The organism is Blastopirellula retiformator (genome assembly GCF_007859755.1).
GTDB lineage: Bacteria > Planctomycetota > Planctomycetia > Pirellulales > Pirellulaceae > Blastopirellula > Blastopirellula retiformator.
In genome coordinates this window covers 248,952-270,123 of sequence record NZ_SJPF01000006.1, presented here as the reverse complement: position 1 = coordinate 270,123, position 21,172 = coordinate 248,952, and the positions used below count along the sequence as shown (strand labels likewise).

Below are 21,172 nucleotides of genomic sequence, written 5' to 3'. Positions count from 1 at the left end.
TCGCCCGTCGTACATTAAAACCCTGCCTGGTGTCAATCGGTTTCACCGGGGGAGCAGATTCTTGCCCCCCCGGCGAAGTTCTCGATCCTTACAACGCCGTGACGTCGTTGTAGGAGATGCTGATCCCGTTGAACGGGACGACGCCATAGATGCCGCGGGTGAAGACGAGCTCGATAAACTCATCGGCCCACAGGATCGGCTGCTTCGGCACAACCAGGATGTCAGAGTCGCGTAGCCACAGTTCGTCCGAAGGAATCGGACGTTTGCCGTATAAGGCGCCTTGGATGTCGACTTTGGTCGCGACCAGGCGCCAATCTTCGGCACGGCGGAAAATGACCACTTCCCGCAGATTACCGCCGACGTTCCAACCGCCCGCCAAGGCGATTGCTTGCATGACGGTGGTCGGTCCGACCAGCTCAAACCGGCCCGGCGTGCGGACTTCGCCCAGCACGTACAGGTAACGCGGCGCCCGCTCGGTCAGAATTGGGGTGACGCCGATCCCGTTGACCACCTGGGCGTAGCGTTCGTCGACTTCCCGCTTCAATTCGTCGAGGGTCAAACCTTGGGCCGGAACCGACTCGATCGCCGGCAGCTGAATCGTGCCTTCCGGGGTGACCCGGACCGACTGCGACTGACCGCCGCGACCGGCGCGACTGTCGACCGTCGCTCGCAAGTCTTCCAGCTTGGTGTTGACCCGCAGCGGCGTTACGGTGATGGCGGGGACTTTGTAGTACCGCTTGTACGCTTTGTCGAGTAGGTCCGTCAGTTCGACGACCGTCTTGCGAGCGGCATGCACCTGGCCAAGCAACAGCACCGTGATCGAACCATCGGGCTGAATCACCAGGTCGCGGTTCAGGTTGGGGTCGGTAAGCGACTCAAGACGAATCTCGTCGCCGACGTTCAGCCGGTAGGGAGTCGTCATCTCGTTACGGGTCAAGCGGTAGACGAACTCCAGCTGATCGTCGACGCGAATCCGATACTCGGGCACATGCTGCAAGCGAGCCGGGCCGACGTATTCGCCTTGCGCGAAGATCTGCCAAGGAATCGGGCGGCGCGAGTCCCAGTGCAACTCCCCCTTGCAGGTCGGCGTGTTCGAGTCGACGCCGGTCATGATCGGGTTGGTGACCACTTCGGCCGGAGTCGGGCAGGGGACGCAGGGCGTCGGGCCGGCGCACAACTGGATATTCGCCGGCTCGGTCGTCGCTTCGTAGGCGGCCGGCGTCACCACCGCGGGACGGGGAGCGGCAGCTTCGACGGAGGATGGCCTACTTGCGGCGACTTCCGGCATGGCCGGAGTCAACGCCAAGCCGATTCCACCGGTTGCCAACAGCAGACCAGCGACGACGACCAGCGAGCGGCTGGCGCGGAGCGAATTCGGCACGAAATTGCGACTAATCATCTTGCGACTCAACGTTGCTGAAAATGTTGCGGTTGGCGGCTGACGTCGGGATTTTGCAGACCGATCGCCGTCTCTTCGCGACGCTGTTGCTGGGCGAACGCTTCCGGAGAAACCCAGCGGACGAAGTTGCCCTTGGGGGCGACGCCCCCTTGCGCGGTGGCGTACTTCGCTTCTTCGCGAGCCAGGCTCGCCATTTCGTTTTCCCCAAGCATCTCATGGACCTTCGCCAGGTTGTTCCAGGTATCGGCCAGCGAATGGCTGCGAAGACCTTTGACGAAAACCTGCTTGGCGTCACTCAGCTGTCCATACCGGGCGAGCAATACGCCCAGTTCGTTGGCGGCCAGGATATTGTTCGGATCGGCCAGGAACGCCGACTGATGCAGTGCGATCGAACGGGGGCCGATCAACGCCTTGTCGCCGCCGCTTCCCGACTTCAGGTAAGGCTGCAGCTTGGCCAAGCCGTACAGCGCCGCCGACGACTCCGGCACTCCGCCGCACGCAATCGCCAGGCGATCTTGGGCATGCGAGAAGTATTGCTGGGCGGCGACCAGCGGCGTCAGTTGCGACGCATCGACCTTCTTCAAAATCTGCGTACGGTGCGACTGGATCAGTCGCTCCAGGTTGATGTCCGCTTCCAGGCGGGATCCCTCCGGCACAAAGTCGCTCGCTTCTTCCAAGGCGAGCAGGCCCTCGGCCAGCGCTTCGCTGTACTGGTGCGTTTGACGCTCGGTGTCCAGCGTTTGCGTCAACAGCCGCAACGCCTGAATCAACTCGGCGCGAGCCGAGAAGAACGCGCCGCGCTGGGCCAACAAGAAGCTGTGTTCGATCAACGATTGGGCGCGTCCGCGGACCGCCGCCATCGCATGCAGGTCAAGTCGCTGATGCGCGGGATTGCTGGGCGCCGCGGCGAACGCTTGCGGAGGAATCGCCACCGGCGACAACTGGGCCGGAGGACTCTGAACCAGCGGCGCGGCGGGGGCGACCGGAGTACGTTGCGGCTCGGGCTGCGGGGCCACTTCCGCTTCGATCCGCGGCATGAAAGCGGGCGGCTGTTGCGAGAGTTCCGGGGGCGGCGGCAATTCGGGCAGCGAGCGCATCTCGTGTCGTGGGGCCGGTTTGCTGGGCGCTCCTGGCTGCAGCGGAAACAGCTCCAACTGATCGAGCGACACTTCCGGCGATTGCGGCGAAGCCGCAGGCATCGGTTCCGACGTCTTTCGCGGCGCCGGAGCCGGATTGTTGCTCCAGCGAGAACCTTCGAGCTTCGACGGTCCCATGTCGGGCTTCGCGGGTTGGGGCGCGCTGTTCTGCGGGGCCTGCAGTGAGAAGGTCGAATCAGGCTCGTCCAAGCGAGGCTCAGGAACGGTAATCGGCGCTTCTAGCTGCGGCTGGGCTTCGATCAGCGGCATGTAGCGCTGCGTTGTGGGAGTCGGTTGGACGGGAGCTGGCGCTGGTTGCGCGTTTTCTGCCGCCGCTTCCGGCAGCGGCGGCAGGCCAATCACCGACGATGCGAAGGGAGTCGGCAACTGCGACTGCAGATAAGGGTTCTCGATCGTCTGATCGGCGGCGCCTTCGGTGATCTCCAGCGCCACCGGGCGGACGTCGGCCGGCGCGTGAAACCGACCAGGGGCGTCGAGCGAACCAGCTTTCGAAACTCGGGCGGAAGGAGACGTCGGCGCATCGCTGCAGCCGGTCAGCGCCGCGAGCGTGGCGGCGGCAAACGCCGTCGGTCCCATCCAAATTGGGTGTTTACGATCCATCGTGATTCCGTTCAGGAGATGCCGGGGGCGCGTCGTACTCCGCCGACGCGATGATCCCGCGGTCGTTAGGATCGTCTCGATTTGGGACGTGCATTCACTGAAACCGGCCGGATCGGAACGTCCGTTTCCAGCACCGCTGGCATAGGCCGAATACTCGTTACAACGCGCTAGACGAACTGGAGATTGAAGTCGCGTCAACGCCAAGGTTGGCTGAACTCGCTTTACTGGCGCAATCGTTAAAGGCTAGCGCGACCCACTGCGATTGTGCGCAAAAGCCAGACCTTGCCCCCCAGATGCGGAGAGTCGCCGTTGCCGACTAGGCTATGAATCATGAGTCGGCCGAGATAGGGCAGTGTCTTGGCGACGGAAACGCTGGAACGAACATCTAACGTGAGATACTCAGACGTGGATACAACGAAACTGCCGATTCCGACGATTGTGGTTGACGACGACCGTTTGATGCGTTGCTTGTTGACTGATTTGCTCAACGCCGCTGGATTTGAAGTACGTACGGCTGGAAGCTGCAAACAAGCGTTGACGCTTTTTGACGAATTTCCCGCCGAACTAATCATTTGCGATTGGGAATTGCCTGATGCGGCCGGTATCGATCTGGTGCGTCATGTACGCTACGTCCAGAACATTCGTCGCCCCTTTATTTTGATGGTATCGGCACATCGCACCAACCTCGCCGTCGAGCAAGCGCTGCGAGCCGGCGCCAATGATTATCTCGCCAAGCCGATCCGCAAGGACGAATTGATCGCCCGCACGCAAGAGATCAAGAATTTTCAGCTGTTAGAACAGGAACTGGCGGGCCCCGATCTGCACGGACATATTACCGTGTCGCACGGCTACTATTCGCTTTACGCCAGCTGAAACGAATAGCGCCACTCGATCGTCTTGGGAAACGGCATCTGATCAACCGCCGCGTTGATTTCGAACCCCGAGGCGGTGGCCGGAAACTCCGGCGCCGGATAGTGATCAAAGACCGACTCGCGAACCAACAGCGTCTTGTCGCCAGCGGTCCAACTCCATGTGTAGGGATCGACCGAAGTCGGCTCGATCCCTTCGCCCAGCAGACTTGCATAGCGGCTGCTGATCTGCGCCGGATGCATTTTCAGCCGACAGGCGACGTGAAAATCGATGCGCCGCTCTTCGGCGAACGTTTCGACGGTGACCGACCAGTGGCTCTTGCCTGCCTGGCCGACGCCGAGACCGACGGCGCCGGTCTTGCGCTGTTCGACGCTCAACTGCTGAATCGGCGGGCTGTCGGGCCATTCTTCCGCATCGTCCCCTTCCAGCGAAACCATGCAAGGAACGATTTCTTCGCCGCACACGATCGAGACGACGTGGCCAAAGCGATCGCCTCGACCCGGGAAGCTGACGAAAAGCCCGCGCCCGTCGGAATCGATGGCGTCGACGAATTGGATGTCGTTGTCACTGTCGCTGGACATAATCGAAGTTAGTTCCCTTCTGCTTCGCCTTGACCGACGCGCCAACGCAGGTAGGCGTCGAGAAAGCCCTGAATATCACCGTCCATCACCGCATGAAAGCTGCCGACGTAGTGGCCGGTGCGTGCGTCTTTGACGCGTTGATCGGGATGGAGGAAGTAGTTGCGGATTTGCGAGCCGAAGCCGACCTTGGCCTGCGTCTTGTAACGGGCCGCCTCTTCCGCTTCCCGCTTTTCCTCTTCGAGTCGCGCCATGCGCGAACGGAGCAACTTCCAGGCCTGGGCCCGGTTCTTGTGTTGGCTCCGTTCGTTTTGGCACTGCACGACCACGCCCGTCGGAATGTGGGTCAGACGAATGGCGCTATCGGTCTTGTTGACGTGTTGTCCGCCGGCGCCACTGGCCCGGAAGGTGTCGACGCGCACGTCCTCTTCGTCGATCTCGACTTCCTCGCTGTCGGAAATCTCCGGCGAGACGTCGACCGCCGCAAAGCTGGTCTGGCGCTTTCCTTCCGAGTTGAACGGGCTGATCCGCACCAGGCGGTGCATGCCGGTTTCCCCTTTCAGGTAGCCGTACGCCATCGTGCCGCGAATCGCGAAGGTGGCGCTGTTGATGCCCGCCTCTTCGTTGTCGGAACGATCGATTAGCTCAACGCTGTAGTCGTTCTGGGCCGCCCACTGCGAGTACATCCGCAGCAGCATCTCGGCCCAGTCGTTGGCGTCAGTGCCGCCGTCGCGGGCATGGATCGAGATCAGAGCGCCGCAGTCGTCATGAGGACCGCTGAGCAGCGCCCTCAGCTCCAGCTCGTCCAGCACCTTCTCGATCCGCTCGACTTCGGACTTCGCTTCGGCGGCGAACGAGTCGTCCTCTTCGGCCATTTCGAACATCGTTTCGAGATCGCCGACGGCGGTGACGCAATCGTCGAGCGGTTCCAGAATCGATTTCAGCGATTTGAGCTGACCGACAACCGCCTGCGCTTTTTCCTGATTGTCCCAGAAGCCGGGCGCCGCCATTTTCGCTTCGGCGGCTTCAAGCTCCGCTTTCTTGGCGGCGTAGTCAAAGACTGTCCTGAAGCTGCGTCAAACGCTGACGTATCGTTTCGGCACGGTCGATCGTATCGCGGTCCATCGTTTCGGTTCGCCCTTAGGGACAACAGCAGGGATGTTTCAAGCATCGCATTGTACCTTGCCGCTGTGGACAGGACGAGGGCCGCTGCGGCCAGGACGAGGACCGGTCTTAAACCGCAGCGCCGTCACGAACCGCAAATTTAGCCGCTTGGTCGCGGATATCGAGCCCGACCGATTCGCTCCACGCGGTGATCAGCCGCTCGAAAATGGGCCCCGGACCGCCGGAGCCGACCTGTTGGCCATTCCAGCGGTGGCACGGCAAAACGCACGGCGACGTGCTGGTCAGCAGGATCTCGTCCGCCTGGGCGACATCGTCGGGCGTCATCAGTCGATGCTGAAACGGAATCGCCAGACGTTTGGCGAGATCTTCCAGAGCGGCGATGCTGATTCCGGGCAAGACTAACTCACGCGGCGGGGCGACCAATCCTTCCCCAGCGAAGTGAGCGACCAGGTTGGCGGTTGTCGCTTCCATCACGTGGCCATCCAGGTCAAGCAAGACGGCCCGGGCATTCGGCTCGATCTTGCGGGCTTCCAGATCGGCCAGGTAATAGTGCACCCGGGAGCGGACCTTTAGTTGTCGCGGCCAGCACTCGACTGGGGTTTGACGCGTCGGCGGAACGACCAGCGCCTGACACGACGTAAATTTGCCGGCGAAGGCATTAAATGCGACCGGGCGGGTATGGATGCAGACCAGCGGTTGTTGGCCCGGATGCTCCATGCTGCCGGGGGTGATGAAGATGGCGACTCCCAGATCGTCACCAGGCGTCAGCAGTGGGTGGTTGTGGGCGATGATCTCTTGAACGGCCTGCGACAGGTCGGCGTCGCTGAAGGGAATCTGCAGGCCCATAATCGCCAGACTGTCGCGGAGCCGAGCGAGATGCTGCTCTAGCCGAAAGATCTTGCCGCCAAAGGTGCGGAGTTGCTCGACGACCGTCGTTCCCATGACGAAGCCGACGTCGTCGATCGGGATGGAAAGTTCGGCCTGGGGGATCCAGCGGCCGGTGTGAAATGCGATGGGGCTCGTCATGGCAGTATCGTGGGTTGCGGAGAGGTGCTCTACCGCAACTCTAACGACTCCCCAGGAAATGTGGAGTGCCCGTCGGCGAACATTTTTTCCGCCGCATCCGTCGGCTGGGTTTGCTCCCAGCCTGCGTTTGTCAGCTGGCTACCAGGCACCGCCGACCGCTTGCCAGGCGATCACCATCATCATGCCGGCCGTAGCCAGCAAGACGGCCCATTTCACCGCTTCCTGCGTCCGTTGGATTCGTGTCTTGGCATACATCGCTTGGCTCCTAAATGAAAGAGATTTGGAGACCCTCTCTAATTAAGTATAGGAAATTCCCAATGGCAGGGGATCCGAAATCCTGGGGAATCGTCGCAAGACTAATCGTTACAACCGTTAGGTCGCGCGGTCGGAATTGTCAGCCGCCGACGGGCGTTACGGCGCACGTTCGTCATCCCCAAGGGAAAAAAGCTACCTTTCTAACAGTCCGTTGATTTTCTCGACGGACTGCGTGATCGCAGGGATGCGATCCCAAAATAGCGACGTAAGTGTTATTTTGCCAGCCGCGAAGAGCTATGCTCTGAGCCTGGCGAGGTTGGAAAATGCCACGAGGGCATTTTTCAACAGGCAGCTAAGTACTCTTTTCCCGCGACGACTCTAGTCGAACCCCAGGAACGTCCTATGTGGATCTTCGATACCATTTCCAGTCCGACCTATGGCTGGACCACCCGCAATGGGCCCAGCGACTGCGGAACGATCGAGGTAAACACGACCTACGTACGCCAAACGAGCGTCGCTGTCGTTCTGTTCAAGTCGATCACGTCGCTGGCGATGCTTGGGGGCATGGGCTATTGGGCGTTTCACTGGCAAATCACCCAGCTCCTGTTGCCGTCCGGCGCGTTCTCAAAGCTGGCGATCATTGTCGGCGTCGAAATGATGTATGTGGCGATCGCCTTCTTGTTTGTCCCCCGTCCCAATTACAACAACGTGGGATTCCTTGGCGGTCTGGTCAACAACCCCTGGAAGTATTCGGACAACTACAACCGCAGTCTGCGGACGTGGAGAATTCTGCTGGGGCCAGGACGATTCATCAGCTCGGCGATCCTCGACTTTGCAGGCATGCTGGGATGGATGAAAGGTGATCCGACCGATGAAGAGCGATTTGCCCAAGAGATGGAAATCGATTGGAGCCAGGGCTCGACGGATGCGAGTCTAAACAGCGCGACGCGGGTCGACCTGGACATGATGCCGCTCGAAGAGCCAGCCGCAGCGGTCGCGACCGGCAAAGTGAACCGCGGCGACTTCGACTAAAAAAACGCCGGCAGGGTTGCCGGCGTTTTCGAGTTTCGATTGTCGCGTCTTTCGCGTTTAGTATTCTTCGACGGCGCCGGTTGCGGCAGTTCCGAGTCCGGACGAGCCGGCGTAGACCTGGCGAACCTTACGCTCGGCGACTTCCTGCTTCAGCTTGTCGATCGCTTCGGCGACTTTCATCGATCCGAGATCCCCGTCGATCCGATCGCGAACGGCGACCGATTCGGTCTCCATCTCGCGTCCGCCGATGATCAGCATGTAGGGGATCAACTCTAGCTGCGCATCGCGGATCTTGGCGCCGATCTTTTCGGGACGGTAATCGCCGGTGACGCGGAAGCCCGCCTGTTTGAGTTCGGCCTCGACCTTGCGGGCGTACTCTTCAAACTTCTGGCTGACGACCAAGACGCGGACCTGCTCTGGAGCGAGCCAGAGCGGGAAGGCGCCGGCGAAGTGCTCGATCAACACGCCCATGAACCGTTCGAGCGAGCCGAACGGAGCGCGGTGAATCATCACCGGGCGATGCGGTTGGTTGTCGGCGCCGATGTACTCCAGGGCGAAGCGTTCGGCGCTCGGCAGGTTGTAGTCGAGCTGCACGGTGCCAAGTTGCCATTCGCGGCCTAGGCAGTCGTTGACCACGAAGTCCGCTTTCGGTCCGTAGAAGGCGGCTTCGCCTGCTTCGGCGACGGCGTCGATCCCCATGTTCTTGCAGACCGAAACGAGCGACTGTTCGGCCCGATCCCAGACCTTCGAGTCGCCGACATACTTGGTGCTGTCAGGATCACGGAAGCCAAGCCGGACGCGATAGTCGGTCAGGCCGAGACTGTTCAGTACGTACTGAGTCATCTCGATGCACTTACGGAATTCTTCTTCGACCTGCTCTTCCATGCAGAAGATGTGGGCGTCGTCCTGGCAGAAGCCGCGGACGCGAGTCATGCCGTTCAATTCGCCCGATTGCTCGTAGCGATAGACGGTGCCGAATTCCGACAAGCGAATCGGCAGCTCGCGATAACTGCGTGGCCGACTCTTGTAGATCATGATGTGGTGCGGACAGTTCATCGGCTTCAGCAAGTACTCTTCGTCATCCGCCACGTGGATCGGCGGGAACTGGCTATCCTTGTAATACGGATAGTGTCCCGAGGTCTTGTAAAGCTCGACCTTGCCGATGTTGGGGGTGAAGACCGATTCGTATTCGTGCTTCTTCAGCTGTTCCGATACGAAGTCGGTCAGCTGCTGGCGAATGACCGCGCCTTTGGGCATCCACAAAATCAAACCTTGCCCGACCATTGGATTGATCGAGAAGAGCTCAAGCTGTTTGCCCAGCACGCGATGGTCGCGGCGTTTGGCTTCTTCGAGCTTCTCCAGATGCGCGGCAAGGGCTTCCTTGTTGAAGAACGCAGTTGCGTAAACTCGCTGCAACTGCTTGTTGTCGGAGCTCCCTTTCCAATAGGCGCCGGCGACCGACAATAGCTTGAAGGCGCCGATCGCTTTCGGTTTGGGAACGTGAGGGCCGCGGCAGAGATCGATGAACTCGCCCTGGCGGTAGAACGACAAGGCGCCGTGATCGCCCAGGCCGGTTTCGATGTGCTCGATCTTGTACTTCTGGTCGATGTCCTTGACGACGGCCAACGCCCCTTCGCGCGACTCTTCGATCCGCTCGAACGGCTCGTTTTCTTTGATGATCTTCTTCATCTCGGCTTCGATCGCCGGGAAGTCTTCGGCGGTCAGCTTGTGCTCCAGATCAAAGTCGTAGTAGAAGCCCCCTTCGATGGTCGGACCAAACGCCAGCTGCACGCCGTCGAATAGACGCATGATGGCGCGGGCCATGATGTGTGCGCAGCTATGCCGCATCACGCCCAGGGCTTCTTCATTTTTGTTGGTCAACAGCCGCAAGTTGACCGAGCCTTCGGTCGGCAGCTTGGTGTCGAAGCCGACGGTCTGGCCGTCGACCTGAGCCGCCAGGGTCGCTTTGGCCAGGCCAGCGCCGATGTCGGCGGCGACATCCATAGGGGTGACTTCGATGTCGTAAGATTTTACGTTGCCGTCAGGGAGATGAACCTCAAGCATGGGATCTGCAATTCTTCCAATACGCGCGTGAGAGCGTCGTCGGCCGGCGTCGAAACAAAGGACGTCTGAATGCCGATGGCGCCGCAGTGCAGCAGTATAGAGACCGAAAGCGCCCCCTCCTAGAGCGAGTCGCCATCGCAGGCCGCCTGCCGAGCGTTTTTCGCCGCTAGCAGGTACGGAAATTCCGCCGCAAAGCGCAAGACCCAGCTTTAGAGGCCGGGGTTCGCGGCATAAGGACGACGACCGGTCGAATCTTCGATCCGCGGCAACATTTTCATCAGTTGCTCATGCGTCGCCAAAATCTCATTGTTGGTTTTTTCGCTGGGAGCGTCCTTTTGTGTCCGAGCGGACTCTTCCAGCGCGGTTGCGACGTCGTACATCACGGGGAAGCCGCACCCTCCGCAAGAGCCGCGCAGGCGATGGGCTAATAGCTCGACCTTTTCCCAATCGGCGTCTTCCGCCGCCGCCAACATGTCGGCCAACAACTCAGGCAGGCCGTTAACGAACAGGTCGATCGCCGGGGCGAGCATCTCCATACCGGGGAGAATCTCGCTGGCCAACGGAGCGTCTTGGGGCGCAGCCGCCGTTTCGGCGGATGAATCGCCGGTGGAGGTTGGGGCGTGCGAGGAAGGCAAATTCCGCTCGATCGTCGTCAGCAGTTGTTCCAGCGTCACCGGTTTGCTGACGTAGTCGCTGCATCCGGCTGACAAACAGTCTTGGCGATCCGACGCCATCGCATGCGCCGTCATGGCGATGATCGGCGCCACGCAGCCGGTTGCGCGAAGACGTTCGGTCGCCGCATAGCCGTCCAGCACCGGCATTTGCATGTCCATCAAGATCAGATCAAACCGCTCCGGATTATACGCTTCCAGCGCCAGCTGACCATTTTCGACGAAGGTCAGCTGGAACCCGCACGGAGTCAGCATCTTTTCGACCAGCAAGCGATTCACCGGGCCATCTTCCGCAACTAGCGCCCGGACGCCCTGAAATTGTTCGCCAGAGCGAGCCGAGGCGGGATCGCCAACCGCTTCGGTAACTTTTTCCGCCACGGCCTGGGACGATTCGTCGGGCGCCGGCGCGGCGATGTTCACCAGGAAGGTCGTCCCTGCGCCAACCTGACTTTGCACGGTGACGTCGCCGCCCAACAGGTCTGCGATACGTCGGCAAATCGCCAGGCCCAAGCCGGTACCACCGAAACGCCGCGTTGTGGTGGTATCGGCTTGCGAGAACGGTTCAAAGATTGCCTCGAGTTGATCTTCCGGAATGCCGATGCCGGAATCCCGGACTTCGAACATCAGTTGCTGGCGTTTGGCGCTCCAACTGGCCGAGACCGAGACGCCGCCAAACTCGGTGAACTTGATCGCGTTGCCAATCAAGTTGGTTAGCAACTGCCGCAACCGAACCGCATCGGTGACGATCTGGTTGGGCGTATCCGAAATCCACTCGTGTTCTAGCTTTAGCCCTTTTTCGTCCGCTTTGACTTTCAGGATCGACGCGACTTCGGACAAGATCGCCGCCGGATCGCAGGGAAGCAGTTCGGTTTCCAGCTTGCCGGCTTCGATCTTGGACAGATCGAGCAAATCGTTGATCACGTCGAGTAGGCTGCGGCCGCTGGTGCGGATAATCTGTAGGTACTCGTCCCGTTTGGCCGGGTCATTTGCGGCGCCCCGAATCAACAGATCGGTGAAGCCGAGCAAGCCGTTGAGCGGGGTGCGAATCTCATGGCTCATGTTGGCCAAGAATTCGCTTTTGGCGGCGCTGGCCGCTTCGGCGGCATCTTTGGCGCTGCGCAAGTCCTCTTCATACCGTTTGCGCTCGGTCACGTTGTTTTGCGTGGCGATAAACTGCGTCAGACGCTGCTGGTCGTCGAACACGGGCTCGATTTCGAGGGCGATCCAGTACTTCTCGCCGGTTTTCGAGTAGTTGACGATCTCGACGCTGACGCTCTCTTTCGCCCGTATTTTTTCACCCACCAGAGCGATGGTTTGGGGATCGGTTTCAGGGCCCTGAAGCAGATCCCACGGCTTGCGACCCTCGACTTCTTCCTGGGTAAATCCGGTCAGTTGCGTGAACGCCGAGTTGACCCATTCGATCCGGCAAAAGGCGTCCGCAATGATGACCGACTGCCGCGCCTTGGCGGCGACCAGCGAGAGTTTGTGGTTCTCAAGATGCGATTTCTCGAGCGCTTCGCGGGCGCGACGTTCTTCGCGAATGTCTTCGACCACGCAGATGAAGAACTCCTCGTCACGGACGATCGAAACGGTCAGACGTACCCAGATGGCTTCGCCCGAGCGGCTGACGTAACGCTTCTCAAACGCCGTTTCTTCAAATGTGCCATCGAGAAAACCTTGCAGTCGAGTCGCGTCCAGTTGTCGGTCTTCGGGGTAGGTGACGTCCTGGAATCGCAGGTGCTGCAGCTCTTGTTCGGTGTATTCCAGCATCTCGCAGATGTGTTTGTTGGCCCGCAAACAGTAACCGTCAAAGCCGATATGGGCGACGCCGACCGCCGCGTGGTCAAACGTCGCGCGGAACCGGGCTTCGTTGTGCTCGGCGAAACGCTTGGCGATCGCCAGACGCTCCATGGCGATCTCGGTATCGGTCGTCTGACGGGCCAGCTCCCGTACCTCAGCCAGGCTCTGCCGGATCGAAAGGATCAGGAAGACATCTTCAAACAGCACCCAGCCGGTATGCTCGACCCATCGCCAAGGACTGGCGGTAGCGATGCCAAAAATGCTTTCGGGCCAAAAGATGCCGCGTACAAAATGGTCCGCTGCGACAATTAGCGTGGCCGGAACTAGGACGCGGATGTCCCGATATGCGGCCAGAAACGCGAGCGAGCCGAAAACGTAGAAATGAGTTTCAATGCGGCCGCCGGTTACGTGAATCAGTATCGATACGAATACCATCTGGCTGCACCCAATGACCATGCGAGTGCTGAGTCGGCCGGGCCGAAATATCGCCAGATAGCAAGGGAGTAGACAGCAGAGACCGCCACCAAGCATCGCCAGCCATACGTGCGGGTGGGTATAGCTTGACTGTCCCGACCACGCCCAAGGAGAGGCGCAGGCCGTTGCGATGATTCCGCAAATCCATTGAAACGGCATCAACACGGCGAACAAACGGTCGGTGTTGCGGTAGATATTCTCCGTTTGCATCTGATATCGACGTTCGACCGACGCTGCAAAGACGGACGCGTTTACCGAATTGCGGAGGCCTGAAGCAGGCACCGAAGCCCCTATCGTGTCGATTCTTGGTTGGCGGGCGCCGGAGGCGTTTGCCCCGGGTGAACAATTGCGCAAGTGGAATCCGGCAGGAACAGCCGACAGCCGAACGCCGGCAGCTCGGCCGCAACGTGGGACTGATCGCTGGCGTCTGACAAGACGCGTACGAGCGACGCCCGGCCGACGTTGTCTCCTTCGTGTCCGCGTGAGTGGGTCACGCCGCCGGAATAGAGCAGCTCGCCGCTCGGTGCGAACGCCATGACGTGACCGCTGGACGCGGCGCCAAACTTTTGCGATTCATGGCCTCCGACGTCGACAAAGACGCTCGCGCCGGGTAGGTTCTCGCTGCGGGCCATGGTCTTGGTGTCGGTCCACGAGGCGTCATATTCCTGCGGGACCGTCGCCACGACCTGAACGTTGGGGCGAAGATCGGAAGGCGTCGCCGCGATCGCCTGCTCCAGTTCCGCCAGCGAGGCGACCGAACAGGGACAGCGGGGATGCAGAAACAACAGCACCGTCGGCCGGTCAGCGGCTAGCGGAATATCCGCGACCGCCGGCCAGACTTCAATCGGCGTCGGTTCGGCGTCGATCTGAAACGAATAAGCGGTCATGTTCCACCAGACCAGGCAGATCGCGACGATCCATCCGGTGAGCAGCGTGGTTAGGGGACACTTCCAGCGAGATGATGTAGCGGGGACGTTCATTGCGCCTCATCTCGTAAGATTTCTTGGATCCAGAGAACCTCTGGAATCGCTTCCTCAAATGCGTCGACCATATCGGGGTCAAACTGTTTCCCCCGCTGCTCACGAATCATCGCCAGGCATTTTTCCGGCGGAAATGCGTCCTTGTACGGGCGTTTGCACGACAAGGCGTCAAACACGTCGGCGACCGAGACGACCCGAGCTTCGACCGGGATGTCGGTTCCGGCCAGGCCTTGCGGATACCCTGCGCCGTCCCAACGTTCGTGGTGGCTCATGGCGATTCGCGAAGCGACGCGGAGCAGATCGGCGTTTGCCTGACCGGCATCGCCGGAGGTGAGATCAGTGATTATGAATCCCCATTTCTTTTCGGGTTCGACGATGGAGCGTCCCCAGTCGGTATGACGCTCCATCAGCGATCGTTCTTCCGGCGTCAAACGTCCCGGTTTGTGCAAGATCGAATCGGGCACCGCCACTTTGCCGATGTCGTGCAGCGGGGCGGCGGCTTGAATCGTGCGGACCAATTCGCCCGGCAAGCCGACGTTGCGGGCGATCAACCCGGCGTATCTCGCCACCCGCATATTGTGGTGCCCGGTCAGCTCATCGCGAAATTCGGCGGCACGGGCCAGGCACGCAATGATCAAACCTTGCGCCCGCTCCAACTCCTTTGTCCGATGCTGAACGAGCTGCTCCAGACGTTGGTTTTGATCGCGGAGCCAGGTCTTGAAGTGCTGGGCGCTGAGCACGTTGCGAATTCGCGGGATCAACTCTTCGGCGAGAATCGGTTTTTGCAGGAAGTCGGCGCCGCCCAGTTCCAGCGCTTCGCGACGATGCTCGGTATCGGACGAAGCGGTCAACAGGATCACCGGCGCTAACAATTGATTGTGCGTCGTTTCGATCGCCTTCAGAAAGTTGAGGCCATCTAGCTTGGGCATCATCAAGTCGAGCAGGATCAGATCGGGCGGATCGTTGCGAACGACTTCCAGCGCCGTTTGCGGGTCGGAGTAAAACTCAAGACGTTCAAAACCGTCGTGGCGAAGGTAGGCCTCGGCGAGCGCAAGGTTCACCGGCTCGTCATCAATGGCGATAATGCGCTTCTGCCGCATTTCTCGATCATTGAACTCCAGCGCGCTGGGCGAGTCGGATTCCGCCTGGGACGCTTCGCTTGGGCGTTGCATCGAGGGGGGCAATCCCACCGAAGAGGAAGTGTCAAGTTCGGAAATTATCGAGTCCATTTGCCAGTCAGTTTGATCGAGTCGAAAAACGTTGCCGCTGGTGTGTCGGGGCTGCAGCGGTCTGCCAGTTGGGCGATGTTCTTTCCGGCGGTAGCGTAACTCCACCATTAGGATTCGCCGCTATGCAGAAGGTAGGACGTAACTAAGGGGGCGTTTCCTAGCACGCGGACAAGCGCATCACCAATGTGGAAAGGACGTTCCGCTTGATCATGTCGTAGCGAATATCCCGGAGAAATGGGGGAACGCGGGCAAGAAATAAGGCGGCCGTCGCAGGTAGGCTACGACGGCCGCGGGGTCGATAAGTTGTCTCGAAGCGTCAGGTGGTGGGAGGAAGGAGCCGCGAAAAGCCGTTGATTTGGGTGGGGCAGTCCCGGGGATCTTCTAAGGCCGAAAGGCAGGAGCCCAGACAAGCGGAACTGAGGTGCCGTAAGTGCAAGCATCGCGCCGAAATGGCCGCGCGCGACGAAAAGCCCAGTTCGCGTCGGATACGTACAAATTGGCTGGTCCTGGCCGGGATCCGCCAGGCATGGCGCCTATTCGCAAGGCAATGCGCGTCAGCTTTGCGCGCGTTAACGCTAGTCAAAGGAGAGAAGCGGAAAATCGTGACATCTTTGGCTCGACGCCGGTAGGTCGAGTGACTTCGTGTAGCGCGCATAAAAAAAACGCCGTCAGGTCGACGGCGTTTTCAAGGAAGCGTTTCGGTTTACTTCCGCTTTTTTTCGTCGACCAGATTGAAGTCGAAATGGTTATCGCCAGGTTGTACGTCGGCGGTCAGCGTTGATTCGACATGGTACTTTTTGGGAAGGAGCTCACGAACGAATTTTCGCTCGCCGGTGACCTCGTCTTCAAACATGTCCTCGGTCGTGATGGCGACGTTGTTCACGCCAACCAGTGCTCCCCACGGTTCTCCCTGAAAGTAAAGGGAATACTCCCCCGCAGCATCGGTCGCGCCAAACGAGGGGCGTCCGGCTGGGGGTTGGAATCGCACCTTGGCGTTCTTCAGCGGCTCGCCGTTGAGCGTGATCGTCCCATGGACCTCGCCAAACTCCAGGTCGGGCTTGTTGCTGAAGCAGCCGACAAGTCCGACGACCGCCAGCAGCGGCAACAGTCGCATCTTCATACGATCGGTCTCCTTGTTGAATCGCTTGCGGATGGTGGAAGGAGATGATTAGTACTGGCCCAGTACGGCGCCGTCGTGACGATTCGACAGGTTGCGGTAGGTCGTCATGTCGATCGTATCGGCGATAAAGTGGACGCTGCCGTCGACAAAGGCGAACTGTGCGCCGCCCGGATGAAAGCTGCGGAACCAATGCTTGTACTGCCAGTTGGTAACGCCGTCGACGTACGGCTCGTTGAGCGGATAACCAGTGCAACCAGCGACTTCCAGCGAGCCGCGATAGCCGCTGTCGTCTTCTTCGCCATGCGAGGCGCCTGCCCACTGCGTGCTGGTTTGCTCGGTCGTACGGGGAAGCGTTTGCGTCCGCTCGCCAACTGCCATCGTGTTCGACGTACCGTCGATGACGTCCCGGAAGAGGAAGCCCTTGACGCGGTCTGAGAAGATGCCGGAAGCGCTCGCCGTCGGGCCTTGGTCGTAGTAATAGACCCGCGGTCCATGGCCGTTGACGCCAGGGTAGCTGGAGCGGCCCAGGTTAACTCCCGAGACGGCGCGGGCGGTGACGTCGGAAGCTCCCGCTTCGGACGGGCACAGAAACGCAGGCAGGGCGGTTCCCAGTACGGCGGCGCCCTCGGCCGTGGCCGCCGAATCGGTGAGCGACAGCGTGCCGACTTGCAGCGCATCGTGTTGGTTGCCCAGTTCCAGCATCGGCAGCAGTAGGGCGCTCCAGGCCCACGCCGGACGAACATCGTCAGGCGACTCGCCCGATTTGACGATCATCGGCGGCAGCGAACCGAAGGTGTCGTGATAGTTGTGCAGTCCGAGTCCGATCTGCTTCAGGTTATTGGAGCAGGACATTCGGCGAGCCGCTTCTCGCGCTTGTTGCACCGCTGGCAGCAACAAGGCGATCAAAACGCCGATGATCGCAATTACCACCAGTAGCTCGACCAGGGTAAACGCGCGTCTGCGAGAAAAGTTCGTCATGGCAAACCTCTGCAAGAAAGAAAAATGGAAGAGATTGAAGGATTCCTGAATAATAGCAACACACGTACCTTTTCGTGCCCACCATAAGTTGCGCATTGGAGGCGGTTGTGTGCGCGTTACCAGCCGTTGCGGTAAACTGGGGCGTGGCTCGCGACTTTTCTGCCGCATTGTTAGGCAGAGAAGGAATGCAATGTCGAGTTGCTACTCGTTACTGCGGGGGGAATCAGTCCCCGCTTTGCAGAGGCGAATAAAGAAAGTCGTCACCCACGGCGGGTGACGACTGAAAACGCTGTGCTGTTCGTTGCCGCTACGACTTGCTCGTTAGCTCAAAGTCTTGCTGCTGTCGGTCCGCGTCGACTTTCAGTTGCAGATTCGATTTCTGGTTGTAACGAACTGGAATCGCCTCGACGAACTTCGTCGAGTCTCCTTCGATATTCGTTTTTGCCGCCGGTGGCGTCGCCGTTCGCTTCGGACGGACAGAGCAGACCATCGATCTCGACTCCTTGAATGTCGGAGGAGACGTGCATCAGGTACTCCGTCGTGTCGGCTTTCAGGAGGTCGGCGAAAGCGTTCTGTTCGATGAACGCCCGTGTCGGGATCGTCGGCAATATAGCCAAACGGGAATGTTCCGAGCGTGTCGTGATAGTTATGCATCGCCAGGCCAAGCTGCTTGACGTTGTTCGAGCTGGACATCCGCCGCGCCGCTTCCCGAGCTTGTTGCACCGCCGGTAGCAGCAGGGCGATCAAGACTCCGATGATCGCGATGGCCACCAACAATTCAACCAACGTAAACGCCTTGCGACGCAGCGAAACATTCATCCGAGAAATCCCAGCACCAAAACAAGAGGGTAAGGAATCAAAGTGGAGTAGAAATCCTTAGGCAATCGACGTACCGATTGGCGCGCCCAATTCATTGCGCTAGACGCTCAGTCGTGCGCATGGCATATCGCCATTGGTGGCGGGTATTGCGCGTAGCTTGGTAGCGGCTGCTTAACCCTTGGGCATTCGGCGTTGACCGGCAGGCGCAAAAAAGAAAGGGCCGTACTCGCTGGGAGTACGGCCCTTCTTCGCATCGTAGACTTCTCGGCGACGGCTCGGCGTCGCCGGGCGTCGATTAATACATGTCGTGATCGCCGCCGTGTCCGCCCTTGGCGTCTTTCGGCTTTTCGGCGATCAGCGCGTCGCTGGTCAGCAGCAAGGTCGCGACGCTGGCCGAGTTGGCCAGGGCGGTCTTGGTGACGCGAGCCGGATCGATGACGCCCGCCTTGACCAGGTCTTCGTAGGTGTCGGTCAACGCGTTGTAGCCGCTGTTGCCTTTCCCTTCCAAAACCTTTTCGCAGACGATGCTGCCGTCTTTGCCGGCGTTGTTCGAGATCGTCGTGATCGGGGCGCGGCAAGCGCGGATCACGATGTTGTAGCCGATCTCTTCGTCGTGGGTCAGATCCTTCGGCTTCACTTCCGACGACGCGCGAAGCAGGGCGACGCCGCCGCCCGGCAGGATGCCTTCGGCCGCGGCAGCGCGGGTGGCGTGCAGGGCGTCTTCGACGCGAGCCTTCTTCTCTTTCATTTCGCTTTCGGTCGCGGCGCCAACGTTGACCTTGGCGACGCCGCCGGCCAGCTTGGCCAGACGTTCTTCCAGCTTTTCTTTATCGTAGTCGCTGGTCGACTTCTCGATTTCGCGACGGATCTGCGTGATGCGATCCTTGATGTGCTGGGTTTGACCGGCGCCTTCGATGATCGTCGTGTTGTCTTTGTCGACGATGACCTTCTTGGCGCGACCCAGTTCGGCCAGACCCAAGCTTTCGAGCTTGATGCCGAGGCTTTCGAAGATCGCGGTGCCGCCGGTCAGGATGGCGATATCTTCCATCATGGCCTTGCGACGATCACCGTAACCCGGGGCCTTCACCGCACAGCACTTGAAGGTGCCGCGGATGCGGTTGATGACCAACGTGGCCAGGGCTTCGCCTTCGATGTCTTCGGCGATGATCAACAGCGGCTTGCTTTGCTGCACGACCGCTTCCAGCACCGGGACCAGGTCCTTGATGTTGGTGATCTTCTTCTCAAAGACCAGGACGTAGCAATCTTCCAGCACGCACTGCATCATGGTGGTGTCGCTGACGAAGTACGGCGACAGGTAACCGCGATCGAACTGCATCCCTTCGACCCATTCGACTTCGGTCGCCAGGCTCTTGCCTTCGTCGACGGTGATGACGCCGTCTTTGCCGACCTTTTCCATCGCGTCAGCCAGCAGATCGCCGATTTCGCGATCGTTGTTGGCGGCGATGCAGCCGACGTTGGCCATTTCTTCTTTCTTCTTGATCGGAATCGCCATTCCGTTCAGCTTTTCGGTGATGTCGGCGACCGCCTTTTCGATGCCCGACTTCATGTGAATCGGGTTCACGCCCGAGACGACCGCACGCAGACCTTCGTTGAAGATCGCTTCGGCCATCAGTGTGGCGGTGGTGGTGCCGTCGCCGGCGACGTCGCTGGTCTTGCTGGCGACTTCGCGAACCATCTGGGCGCCCATGTTTTCATAGACGTCTTCCAGATCGATTTCTTTGGCGACGGTGACGCCGTCCTTGGTGACGGTCGGGCTGCCGAAGCTCTTCTGCAGAATGACGTTGCGTCCCTTCGGACCCAAGGTCGTCTTTACCGCTTTGGCCAGTTTCGAGACGCCGCGGCGAATCGCTTCGCGGGCTTCCTGGTCAAACGCAATCATTTTCGCCATGAAAGATAACTCCTATGAGGATTTGCTTGTTCGGTGGTTGGTTCTTAGCCCTGTCGGGGCGAAAACCTAGTCGGTCAGGACGGCTTGAATGTCGTCTTCGCGGATCAAGATGACTTCGTCGTCGCCGATCTGGAAGGTGTCGTTGCCGGCGTAACGACTGAAGATGACGCGATCGCCTTCAGCGACTTGCAGCGGAGCGCGGGTGCCGTCGTCCAACAGACGACCATTGCCGACGCTGACGACGATGCCGCGCGAAGGCTTGTCTTGAGCGGCGCCCGGCAGAACGATGCCGCCGGCGGTCATTTCTTCGCTTTCGTCACGCTTAACGACAACACGGTCGCCAAGGGGCTGCAAACGGGGCTTGGAAGCGGTTTTCTTTTTGGTCGCGGTCGCCATTCGTCGATTTCCTCCGAGAATGATCCAAGTTTGAGGAACATGGGGATATGAGGATGCCAGGCGCCTAGGAAGCGCACCGGCTGCCAATCTTGCGGAATTTCAAGATGGAGCCCCATAAGAGCAACCGGTGTGCCAACAAAATGTCTTGCGTCGTAAGTCCTGACTGGGAAACGTTTTTCTGAAATGGTCACTTGGGCGAGGCGAGCGAGCCAGGGCAGGGCTGCCAATCTGACAGAAGGGCAGGGGAGGGGATTTGTCGTCGATCGAACGGCCATTTCAAAATTTGGCCCCGACCATTGACCACGCCGAACTCGATCGCAACGGCGAGCGATTTTCCAACCTTTCCGTGTGGTTGCGCCTTCCACGCATCCTCGCCAACGGATTGTTTGCCCCGTCCCATTCCCAAGGCATAGTTCCCTGGACTGAACCTCGAGCAGGCCGTTGATTTTCTCGACGGACTGCGTGATCGCATGGATGCGATCCCAAAATAGCGACGTAAGTCGTTATTTTGCGAGCCGCGAAGAGCTATGCTCTGAGCCTGGCGAGGTTGGAAAATGCCACGAGGGCATTTTTCAACAGGCAGTTAGGGTCTCATGACTTGACTTCATTTGGAGTAAACGTTCGACCGAAAACAGCTCTTCATCATCGTCAACGATTTTGTGATGGACGTTGCAAAGAAGAATTGCAAAG

At 59.7% G+C, this 21,172-nt stretch carries 16 protein-coding genes and 1 pseudogene; 2 read left to right on the top strand and 15 right to left on the bottom strand.

What is annotated here, in order from left to right; translation table 11 throughout:
- Nucleotides 1-88: 88 nt before the first annotated feature.
- A complete protein-coding gene (locus Enr8_RS23045; protein ID WP_246120218.1) occupies nt 89-1,399 on the bottom strand; it encodes a polysaccharide biosynthesis/export family protein in 1,311 nt (436 codons plus the stop codon).
- A gap of 8 nt (nt 1,400-1,407) precedes the next feature.
- Nucleotides 1,408-3,156 (bottom strand): hypothetical protein, encoded by a 1,749-nt coding sequence (locus tag Enr8_RS23040; protein ID WP_146436273.1) that lies wholly within the window; start codon nt 3,154-3,156, stop codon nt 1,408-1,410.
- A gap of 405 nt (nt 3,157-3,561) precedes the next feature.
- Here Enr8_RS23040 and Enr8_RS23035 point away from each other — a divergent pair, with 405 nt between their 5' ends.
- On the top strand, nt 3,562-4,029 hold the full coding sequence (locus Enr8_RS23035; RefSeq protein ID WP_186767824.1) for a response regulator: 468 nt from the start codon (nt 3,562-3,564) through the stop codon (nt 4,027-4,029).
- Here Enr8_RS23035 and Enr8_RS23030 read toward each other — a convergent pair.
- The 3 genes from Enr8_RS23030 to Enr8_RS23020 form a co-directional block, all read right to left on the bottom strand.
- The gene (locus Enr8_RS23030) at nt 4,017-4,607 is read right to left on the bottom strand and encodes a hypothetical protein (protein WP_146436269.1); all 591 of its coding nucleotides are present in this window, start codon (nt 4,605-4,607) and stop codon (nt 4,017-4,019) included. The genes Enr8_RS23035 and Enr8_RS23030 overlap by 13 nt on opposite strands.
- A gap of 8 nt (nt 4,608-4,615) precedes the next feature.
- Nucleotides 4,616-5,729, bottom strand: a protein-coding gene (prfB, locus tag Enr8_RS23025) for a peptide chain release factor 2 (RefSeq protein WP_390620207.1) whose coding sequence is annotated in 2 segments (ribosomal slippage) — nt 4,616-5,659 and nt 5,661-5,729 — 1,113 coding nt in all. Because the reading frame shifts where the segments join, the coding sequence is not laid out codon by codon here.
- 108 nt (nt 5,730-5,837) lie between these two features.
- Entirely contained in the window at nt 5,838-6,755 is a 918-nt protein-coding gene (locus tag Enr8_RS23020; protein ID WP_146436267.1) for an aminotransferase class IV, read from the bottom strand.
- Nucleotides 6,756-7,412: 657 nt separating this feature from the next.
- Between Enr8_RS23020 and Enr8_RS23015 the strand changes: the two genes are divergently transcribed.
- Nucleotides 7,413-8,042: a hypothetical protein gene (locus Enr8_RS23015; RefSeq protein ID WP_146436265.1), complete on the top strand. Its 630-nt coding sequence runs from the start codon at nt 7,413-7,415 to the stop codon at nt 8,040-8,042.
- A gap of 57 nt (nt 8,043-8,099) precedes the next feature.
- Here the strand turns inward: Enr8_RS23015 and thrS are convergent, their stop codons facing one another.
- The 10 genes and pseudogenes from thrS to Enr8_RS22970 form a co-directional block, all read right to left on the bottom strand.
- Nucleotides 8,100-10,106 carry a threonine--tRNA ligase gene (thrS, locus tag Enr8_RS23010; protein ID WP_146436263.1) on the bottom strand — a complete coding sequence of 669 codons (2,007 nt, stop codon included), beginning with the start codon at nt 10,104-10,106 and terminating at the stop codon, nt 8,100-8,102.
- A gap of 209 nt (nt 10,107-10,315) precedes the next feature.
- Nucleotides 10,316-13,261, bottom strand: coding sequence for a PAS domain S-box protein (locus tag Enr8_RS23005; protein ID WP_146436260.1), 2,946 nt, complete (start codon nt 13,259-13,261; stop codon nt 10,316-10,318).
- Between the two features lie 80 nt (nt 13,262-13,341).
- Nucleotides 13,342-14,031, bottom strand: a complete 690-nt coding sequence (locus Enr8_RS23000) for a thioredoxin domain-containing protein (RefSeq protein ID WP_146436258.1) — start codon at nt 14,029-14,031, stop codon at nt 13,342-13,344.
- Nucleotides 14,028-15,203: an HD-GYP domain-containing protein gene (locus Enr8_RS22995; RefSeq protein ID WP_186767823.1), complete on the bottom strand. Its 1,176-nt coding sequence runs from the start codon at nt 15,201-15,203 to the stop codon at nt 14,028-14,030. The genes Enr8_RS23000 and Enr8_RS22995 overlap by 4 nt, the downstream gene beginning before the upstream one ends.
- Nucleotides 15,204-15,963: 760 nt before the next feature.
- On the bottom strand, nt 15,964-16,380 hold the full coding sequence (locus Enr8_RS22990; protein ID WP_146436254.1) for a peptidase associated/transthyretin-like domain-containing protein: 417 nt from the start codon (nt 16,378-16,380) through the stop codon (nt 15,964-15,966).
- Between the two features lie 48 nt (nt 16,381-16,428).
- The gene (locus Enr8_RS25625; RefSeq protein ID WP_186767822.1) at nt 16,429-17,358 is read right to left on the bottom strand and encodes a DUF1559 domain-containing protein; all 930 of its coding nucleotides are present in this window, start codon (nt 17,356-17,358) and stop codon (nt 16,429-16,431) included.
- A gap of 307 nt (nt 17,359-17,665) precedes the next feature.
- The gene (locus Enr8_RS25620) at nt 17,666-17,848 is read right to left on the bottom strand and encodes a hypothetical protein (RefSeq protein ID WP_186767838.1); all 183 of its coding nucleotides are present in this window, start codon (nt 17,846-17,848) and stop codon (nt 17,666-17,668) included.
- A gap of 116 nt (nt 17,849-17,964) precedes the next feature.
- A pseudogene (locus tag Enr8_RS22980) lies at nt 17,965-18,177 on the bottom strand (type II secretion system protein); the annotation flags it as partial.
- 295 nt (nt 18,178-18,472) lie between these two features.
- Nucleotides 18,473-20,086, bottom strand: a complete 1,614-nt coding sequence (gene groL, locus Enr8_RS22975) for a chaperonin GroEL (RefSeq protein ID WP_146436252.1) — start codon at nt 20,084-20,086, stop codon at nt 18,473-18,475.
- 66 nt (nt 20,087-20,152) lie between these two features.
- Nucleotides 20,153-20,482 (bottom strand): co-chaperone GroES, encoded by a 330-nt coding sequence (locus Enr8_RS22970; protein WP_146436250.1) that lies wholly within the window; start codon nt 20,480-20,482, stop codon nt 20,153-20,155.
- Nucleotides 20,483-21,172: the final 690 nt, after the last annotated feature.